The organism is Streptococcus mitis (assembly GCF_000722695.1).
GTDB lineage: Bacteria > Bacillota > Bacilli > Lactobacillales > Streptococcaceae > Streptococcus > Streptococcus mitis_O.
In genome coordinates, this window is sequence record NZ_JPFU01000016.1 from 55,108 (window position 1) to 63,892 (window position 8,785).

4 protein-coding genes, 2 tRNA genes and 2 pseudogenes are annotated in these 8,785 nt (G+C 34.5%); 4 read left to right on the plus strand and 4 right to left on the minus strand.

Translation table 11 applies throughout. The features are described from left to right. Positions 1–200: 200 nt before the first annotated feature. Complete coding sequence (locus SK629_RS10785; RefSeq protein ID WP_042901874.1) at positions 201–1,823, plus strand: ATP-binding cassette domain-containing protein; 1,623 nt, start codon at positions 201–203, stop codon at positions 1,821–1,823. A 61-nt stretch (positions 1,824–1,884) separates the two neighbouring features. Then, on the plus strand, positions 1,885–4,428 hold the full coding sequence (locus SK629_RS10790) for a YfhO family protein (RefSeq protein WP_042901875.1): 2,544 nt from the start codon (positions 1,885–1,887) through the stop codon (positions 4,426–4,428). Positions 4,429–4,456: 28 nt separating this feature from the next. Here the strand turns inward: SK629_RS10790 and SK629_RS10795 are convergent, their stop codons facing one another. Next, a complete protein-coding gene (locus SK629_RS10795; protein WP_042901876.1) occupies positions 4,457–7,099 on the minus strand; it encodes a YhgE/Pip domain-containing protein in 2,643 nt (880 codons plus the stop codon). A 127-nt stretch (positions 7,100–7,226) separates the two neighbouring features. Here SK629_RS10795 and SK629_RS10800 point away from each other — a divergent pair, with 127 nt between their 5' ends. Next, positions 7,227–7,769 carry a TetR/AcrR family transcriptional regulator gene (locus tag SK629_RS10800; RefSeq protein WP_042901877.1) on the plus strand — a complete coding sequence of 181 codons (543 nt, stop codon included), beginning with the start codon at positions 7,227–7,229 and terminating at the stop codon, positions 7,767–7,769. A 40-nt stretch (positions 7,770–7,809) separates the two neighbouring features. Here SK629_RS10800 and SK629_RS10805 read toward each other — a convergent pair. The 3 genes and pseudogenes from SK629_RS10805 to SK629_RS11900 form a co-directional block, all read right to left on the minus strand. Next, positions 7,810–7,883: transfer RNA gene (locus tag SK629_RS10805), tRNA-Asn, on the minus strand. A gap of 5 nt (positions 7,884–7,888) precedes the next feature. Then, positions 7,889–7,960 (minus strand) — tRNA-Glu (locus tag SK629_RS10810). A gap of 51 nt (positions 7,961–8,011) precedes the next feature. Then, positions 8,012–8,101 (minus strand): annotated as a pseudogene (locus SK629_RS11900) (DNA-binding response regulator); the annotation flags it as partial. Between the two features lie 133 nt (positions 8,102–8,234). On the opposite strand from SK629_RS11900, the pseudogene SK629_RS10815 reads away from it, so the two are divergent. Beyond that, positions 8,235–8,785: pseudogene (locus tag SK629_RS10815) on the plus strand (transposase); the annotation flags it as partial.

The window sequence follows — 8,785 nt, forward strand, 5'->3', positions numbered from 1 at the left end:
TCTCCTTCGATATAGTCCCTTCAATTATAGCATTTTTTTAATGAAATAACCGCAATTTATCAAAATAAATCGACCTTGCTATTTATGTTTTTGTGTAAAGGGAATTGTAAATATAATTTACACAAAATTGACAGATAAAAATTTGAATATTTCTATATTTTCTAGTAGAATAAATATATTACACATATAGGAGAAAAACATTGCTTACAGTATCTGATGTTTCACTACGTTTTAGTGATCGCAAACTTTTTGATGATGTCAATATCAAATTTACAGAAGGAAATACTTATGGATTAATCGGTGCTAATGGTGCCGGAAAATCAACCTTTTTAAAAATTTTAGCTGGAGATATCGAACCTACTACTGGTCACATCTCTCTTGGTCCAGATGAACGTCTCTCTGTTCTTCGTCAAAATCACTTTGACTATGAAGATGAACGTGCCATTGATGTCGTTATCATGGGAAATGAAAAACTTTATAGCATCATGAAAGAGAAAGATGCCATCTACATGAAGGAAGATTTCTCAGACGAGGATGGAGTGCGTGCTGCCGAACTCGAAGGAGAGTTTGCCGAGCTTGGGGGCTGGGAAGCAGAAAGTGAAGCCTCTCAACTACTTCAAAACCTAAACATTCCAGAAGAATTGCACTACCAAAATATGAGCGAATTGGCTAATGGTGAGAAAGTAAAAGTTCTCCTCGCCAAAGCACTTTTTGGTAAACCAGATGTTCTTCTATTGGATGAGCCAACTAACGGTTTGGATATCCAATCTATTACTTGGTTAGAAGACTTCTTGATTGACTTTGATAACACAGTTATCGTAGTATCCCACGACCGTCACTTCTTAAACAAAGTATGTACTCACATGGCCGACCTTGACTTTGGAAAAATCAAACTCTATGTCGGAAACTACGACTTCTGGAAGGAATCTTCTGAGCTTGCTGCTAAATTGCTAGCAGACCGTAATGCCAAAGCAGAGGAAAAAATTAAGCAATTGCAAGAGTTCGTTGCTCGTTTCTCTGCCAATGCTTCCAAATCAAGACAAGCAACATCACGTAAGAAAATGCTTGATAAGATTGAACTAGAAGAAATTGTGCCATCTAGTCGTAAATATCCATTTATCAACTTTAAAGCAGAGCGTGAAATTGGTAATGATCTCTTGACAGTAGAAAATCTAACTGTAAAGATTGATGGTGAGACTATTTTAGATAATATCAGTTTCATCTTGCGTCCAGGTGATAAGACAGCTCTTATTGGACAAAATGATATCCAAACAACTGCATTAATTCATGCAATCATGGGAGACATTGACTATGAAGGAACTGTCAAGTGGGGAGTTACTACTAGCCGTTCTTACTTGCCAAAAGATAACTCGGCCGATTTTGCAGGGGGAGAGTCAATCCTTGATTGGTTGCGTCAATTCGCAAGTAAAGAAGAAGATGACAATACTTTCCTACGTGGCTTCCTAGGCCGTATGCTCTTCTCTGGAGATGAGGTTAACAAACCTGTAAACGTCTTGTCAGGGGGAGAAAAAGTTCGTGTCATGCTTTCAAAACTCATGCTCTTGAAATCAAATGTGCTTGTCCTCGATGATCCAACCAATCACTTGGATTTGGAATCTATCTCAAGTTTGAACGATGGATTGAAAAACTTTAAAGAATCAATCATCTTTGCCAGCCATGACCACGAGTTTATTCAAACTCTAGCTAACCATATCATTGTCTTGTCTAAAAATGGCGTCATCGATCGTATCGATGAAACCTATGATGAATTCCTAGAAAATGCAGAAGTACAAGCAAAAGTTAAAGAACTTTGGAAAGACTAAATAAAACTTCAAAACTCAGTTGGGTTAACCAGCTGAGTTTTCTAACATTTTATGAGGTAACATGAAATTATTTTTTAAAACATATTGGACCTATTTTGTTTCTTTCATCATTCCCATAATCATTATGATAGGAGTATATCTATCTCAAGGTATCTACTGGAATAGTGACAAGTCGCCACTATTAGGAGATGGCTTTCATCAATACGTTATTTTTGATATAGCTCTAAGGAACATCCTACATGGAAATGGGAGTCTGTTTTACACCTTTACAAGTGGCCTAGGACTAAACTTCTATGCCCTATCTAGTTATTACTTGGGAAGTTTCCTTTCACCTCTAGTTTACTTTTTTGATCTAACGAATATGCCCGATGCTGTCTATCTGACAACTCTCTTAAAATTTGGATTGATTGATCTGTCAACCTTCTTTAGTTTAAATAAATTATTTAAAAATATTCCGAAATCTTTAAAACTAGCTTTATCTACTTCCTATTCTCTGATGAGCTTTACCGTTAGTCAGTTAGAGATAAAAACCTGGCTAGATGTTTTTATCTTGATTCCTTTAATTATAACTGGTTTACACCTACTTATAACTGAAAAGAAATTCCTATTATACTTTACAAGTTTGTCAATCTTATTTATTCAAAACTATTATTTTGGCTATATGACAGCATTGTTTCTTATTTTCTGGTATCTCTGTCAAATTTCTTGGAACTTTAAAACTCGAAAATCATCTTTTCTTGATTTTATAATCACCTCCATTTTAGCTGGTATGGCTAGTTTGATTATGACTCTTCCCACTCTGTTTGATTTACAGACACATGGGGAAAAATTAACTGAAGTTACAAAGTTTCAAACTGAAAGTAGCTGGTATCTTGATCTCTTTGCTAAGCAATTCATTGGTTCCTTTGACACAACAAAGTATGGGGCTATCCCAATGATTTTTGTTGGACTACTTCCCTTTATTTTGACCATTTTATTTTTTACGCTGAAATCTATTAAGTTTCACGTGAAACTGATCTATGCAATCTTCTTTATATTTCTAATTGCAAGCTTTTATATAGAAGCGCTTGATTTATTTTGGCAAGGCATGCATACTCCAAACATGTTTTTACATCGCTATGCTTGGATTTTCTCTACCCTGTTAATTTACACAGCAGCAGAAGTCTTAAATCATCTGAAAGAAATTAAAGTCTGGAATTTTTTAGCTTCTCTTTTTCTTGTAGTAACAGGATTTTTAGCCACCATCTATCTAAAATCGCATTATTCTTTTTTAACAGATTTGAATATTCTGCTTACTCTTGAATTTTTGGTTGTCTATTCTCTTCTACTCCTTGCAGTTATTAAAAAGTTTATCTCTGTAAATCTATTTGCCACTCTAATCTCTTTATTTATAATGGTTGAAATGAGTTTAAATGCTTCATCTCAAATAGACGGAATTGCTAAGGAATGGGGATTTGCTTCTCGAAGTGCATATAGTAGAGATATCCCAGCTATGAAATCTTTCTCAACATATATTGGGAATTCATTTACTCGTACTGAGAAACTAGAGACTCAGACAGGAAATGACAGTATGAAATTTAACTACAATGGAATCTCTCAATTTTCATCTGTTCGAAATCGTTCAGCAAGCTCTACTTTGGATAAACTTGGCTTTAAATCCTCTGGGACCAATCTCAATCTCCGCTATGCAAATAATAGTATTTTGGCTGATAGTTTATTTGGCATCCAGTATAATATCTCAGACAGTCCTATTGATAAGTATGGATTCCAAGATGTATATCAAAAAGATAATCTTACCCTATATGAAAATCAATTCTCTCTTCCAATTGCATTTGCTAGTCAATCTGTTTACAACAATGTCAAGTTCAATGAACATACTCTAGATAATCAAGCCTTGTTTTTAAATCAACTTTCTGACGTCAATTTTGATTATTTTTCTCCAATACCCTATGAAAAAACAGAGAATACTGATGATTTGATTAGTGTTACAAGTTCTTCAAATGAGGACGCAGCAATCCAGTATCAAATTGAAGTGCCAGAAAACAGCCAAGTTTATCTTTCTTTCACAAACCTTCACTTTTCTAATGATAAACAAAAGAAAGTTGACATCCTTGTCAATGGGGAAAAGAAAACTTTTACAACTGATAATGTCTTCTCCTTCTTTAATCTAGGCTATACAAAAGAGAAAAAAACTTTCAATATTAATGTTAGTTTCCCTGGAAATTCACAGGTATCATTTGAATCTCCTACTTTCTATCGTTTAGATACCAAAACTTTCACCGAAGCAATTCAAAAAATTAAAGAACAACCTGTTACAGTATCAATTTCTAAAAACAAGGTCTTTACTAGATATGATGTTAAACAAGATACGTCCATTTTCTTCACCATTCCTTATGACAAAGGCTGGTCTGCCTACCAAGATGGTAAGAAAATAGAAATTAAACAAGCTCAAACTGGTTTTATGAAAGTTGACGTTCCTGAGGGAAAAGGAACTATTACACTTTCCTTCATTCCCAATGGTTTTATTACTGGAGCAATCTGTTCCTTTACTTCTCTTTTACTATTTGGAATTTATAATCACAAACGAAAATCATCTAAGACCTAAAAAATCGACCAGTTGCTTGGTCGATTTTTTAATCTTCCTCCATTTTCTTAGGTTGATAGGCTAGCATACCTAAACAAATAAATAGTACTAATATAACGGCAAGGAAAATTACTTGATGATGAATATTTCCTGTCATAGAAATTGTTTGTCGTAATCCCGAAACCGAATAACTCATTGGTAACCATGGATTAATGGCTCTAAAGAAATCATTTGTCAAGGCAAGTGGATAAGTACCTGCACTTGATGCTAACTGTAATAATAGCAAAATAAGAGAGAAGAAAGCTCCTATACGGCTATTCCATGTTGTTAAAGCAGTCACCATAGACATGAATACTAAACTTGTTAGGATAATGAGAATAAATGTTCTCATCTCATGATTTGCAGTTAGACCAATAAGATGAACTCCTCCATATACCAAAATTCCTGCTAAAACAGCTATAATACCATTTATTTCAGCTCTAGATTTCAACCAAACCCAACGGCTCTCTAGATGACGTCCTGAAGGCAACTTCGCAAAGATCATATTCGTTGATATTGCTGCAACAAAGAGAGCAACTGATATCATATAAGGAGCCATTGCAATTCCATTTACAAGAACTTGGTCATTGTCAGTTTTGGAGAGACTGAGAGGATTTGACAAAATCTCTGCATTTTTAGATTCCGTTGATGCTGATTTGAGTTGATCACTAGCATTACCTAGTCCTTGTCCTAAAGAAGCAACTCCTGTCTGTAAATCTTCCAAGCCAGAAGTTAACTTTGTTCCACCTTCTGCAAGTTTCCTAGATCCATCTGCCAATTTATTAGCTCCATTCTCTAATTGAGAAGCACCTGAAAGGAACTGACTGGATTTGTCAGCTAGTTGGCTAGAGCCTGACTGCAATTTATCAACTCCTGCTATTAATTCTTGACTCTTTTGATTCAATGGGTTAGAGCCAGTTGATAATTTTTCAATACCAGACACTAATTCTGGAGTTTTTTCAACTAATTGACCAACTCCTGCTGTCAAGTTAGAAGATTTTTGTGTCAAGGTAGTTGAGCCTGAAACTAATTGGTTCAAACTACCTGTCAAGGTGGAATTCTTTTCACTTAGTTGACTTGCGCCTTGAGAAACTTTATCAACACCTGCAGTATATGCATTTACCCCAGATGTAATCGACTGACTAGCAGGAACTAATTTACTCGTCACTGCTCCCTGTATTTCTGTTAATCCACTTGACAATCCTGTCAAAGAAGTAGAAGCAAGCGGTAATACTTGATTAGCTTGATTTTTTAATGTCGAAAGATTAGAAGACTGATTTTGTAAGTTTTCCAAACTTCCCTGTAAACCTTGAGCTAAAGCTACAATTGACTGAGCCGATTGAATACTATCAGTCGAATTTTGAGATACAGAAGCGCTTATCTCAGCTTGTTGCTCACTTGTCAATGATTGATAAGCTACTGTCGATTGAATATTAGCTAATGTAGTCGCTTTATCAGACTGAGTACTTGCTAACATTTGATTAGAAAGAGATACTATACTTGATAAAACAGAATCTAATTGTTTTGTATCTCCAACATCAATATTTTGAATAGCTTGATTTAACTGATTCAAACCAGAAGATAATTGATTAATTTGATCTTTTTTCTCAGACGAAGCATCTAACTTGCTAGAAAGTTGTTGAATTCCTTCACTTAATTGCTCCACACCCATTCGAAGTGTAGCTGATTGATTAGATAACTGATTAGCACCTGTTGCAAGATTTCCCACTCCATTTGTATAGGCACTAACACCAGATGAAAATTGATTAAGACCAGCATTGAGTTGAGAAACACCGCCAATATAGGACTCTACACCAGTATATAGTTGATTGATTCCTCCTACTAATTCAGGACTTTTAGAAGATAATTGACCTAATCCGCTATCTAATTGACTCACTGCACCAGTATATGTAACTAAACCACTATTAAAATTCCCTAAACCAAGATGAAGTTGTTCAACACCAGAGACATAATAGGATAATCCTTTAGTAAACTGCTCCGTTCCATTTGAAAATGTTAAACTTGAATCTGCTAAAGAGTGTAGGTTAGTAGTTAATGTATGACTTCCTGTCACTAATTGATTCGCTCCATCAGTTAATTTTTCACTACCAGAAGCTGCTTGACTCATACCATCCTTTAATTCGACCATCTTGTTAAATAAAGCTTTGGTATAGGTCTCAGTTACATTTGTAGAAACATTCTGCTTTAATTGTGTCACCGCAGAATCACTCATCTTGCTAGCAATAAAACTATGGCCACTTGAAGTCTGATAATCGATTTGCATTTGCTCTGGATGATTCGTTAAAATCGAAGCTGCTTTTTCAGATAAATCACTTGGTAAAGTCACTACCATATAGTAATCGCCATCTTCCAATCCCTTCTTTCCTTCATCTTCATCTACGAAATGAAAATCTAAGGTTTTATTTTCTTTTAAATTGGACACCATGTCTTTTCCTATTTCCATGCTATTACCATTATAGGAGGATTCTTTATCATTATTGACAACTGCCACAGGTAAGTCAGACAATTTCCCATATGGATCCCACATTGATGACAAAAATATGATATTGTACAGAGCTGGAATAAGAGAAATCCCTATCATGACAATAATAAAGATTGGTTTTTTAAAAATTGCTTTCCATTCTTTAAACATAGCTTCTCCTTTTTTAAACATATTGTCTAAAATTTTGATATAATAGATTATACATTAAAAAATCTAAATTACAAGATAAAAAATCCATTTTTAGACATATAGTCTAATTTGTTTATAAGGAGGAAATATGCAAGAAAGTAACAAACGCTTAAAAACAAAGCGAATTATTGAAAATGCTATGGTACAATTACTGATGGAACAGCCATTTGATCAAATTTCTACTGTCAAGTTAGCAGAAAAAGCCGGAATTAGTCGTTCCAGCTTCTATACTCACTATAAGGATAAGTATGATATGATTGAGCACTATCAAATCAAGCTATTCCATACATTTGAATATATTTTTCAAAAACATGCTCATCACAAAAGAGATGCTATTTTAGAAGTCTTTGAATATCTAGAGTCAGAACCACTTCTGGCTGCTCTTCTTTCTGAAAATGGGACTAAAGAAATCCAAAATTTCTTACGAAATAAACTTCATATCATGCTTAGTACGGATTTACAAAAGCGATTTATGCAACTGAATCTAAATACCACTGAATTAGAATATAGTAGCATCTATCTAACTCATGCACTTTTTGGTGTCTGTCAAACTTGGATTGCACATGGAAAAAAAGAAAGTCCTCAAGAAATAACAGATTTCCTTATGAAGATGCTTGGTGATACAAATTGATACAAAAAGAGGAACACAGTTGTGTTCCCTTTTATCTATACTCCGCCAGTAGGACTCGAACCTACGACATCATGATTAACAGTCATGCGCTACTACCAACTGAGCTATGGCGGATAAAATAGTCCGTACGGGATTCGAACCCGTGTTACCGCCGTGAAAAGGCGGTGTCTTAACCCCTTGACCAACGGACCTTCTATCTATAGCAGATATAACCATTATATCAATTTCTTACTAATTGTCAATCACTTTTGAGATTTTTTCTCTAAAATATCTTTTAACTTTCTAATTTTTAACCTTGAAATAGGACAGCGATGGTCTTCATAGAAAACAACTCGGGACTTTGACAGTTATGAAGTAAAAAAATCCTCATAAAGGTTGATATAAGAGCATTTTCTTGTCAAATTTTATCACTTTTTATTTGCGTACTTTCTCGTACTTTGTTATAATGGAGTGAGGTATGAAAAGATGAGAGTTAAACAATCAAAGTCAAAAAACACTATCAACTACGCTATTATTAAAGATATCAAGGTTGGAAATAAACGGACTTCTACTATCGTAGAAAACCTAGGCAATCATAACACAATCTTAAAAGAACATCCTGATATGGAACCTCTTGAGTGGGCTCGTTTACGTGCTAAGGAATTAACCGAGAAAGAAAAAGAAGAAAATAAAGATTTCCTCATTACCTTTAGTCAAAACAAACAGTTAAAACAAAATCAATTGAACGAATATCATGGAGGCTATCTCTTCCTACAAGACCTCTATCATCAATTAGATCTGCCTAGAATTAACAAAAGAAAATCCAAAAACGACATACGTTTTAATTTCCCTCTAGATGAGATCCTATCTCGCTTGATTTTAGTGGACGGATTACTTAAGCTTCCTGCTTTCAAAAACGATTCTAACCCTTAGAATTTTCAAAAACTATTACTCGAACCTAAAGAATTTTGAACTCCCAACATTTTTTAATCGGGCTCTTTGTAGGTTTATTTCTAAATGAAACAGAGTTTATACTA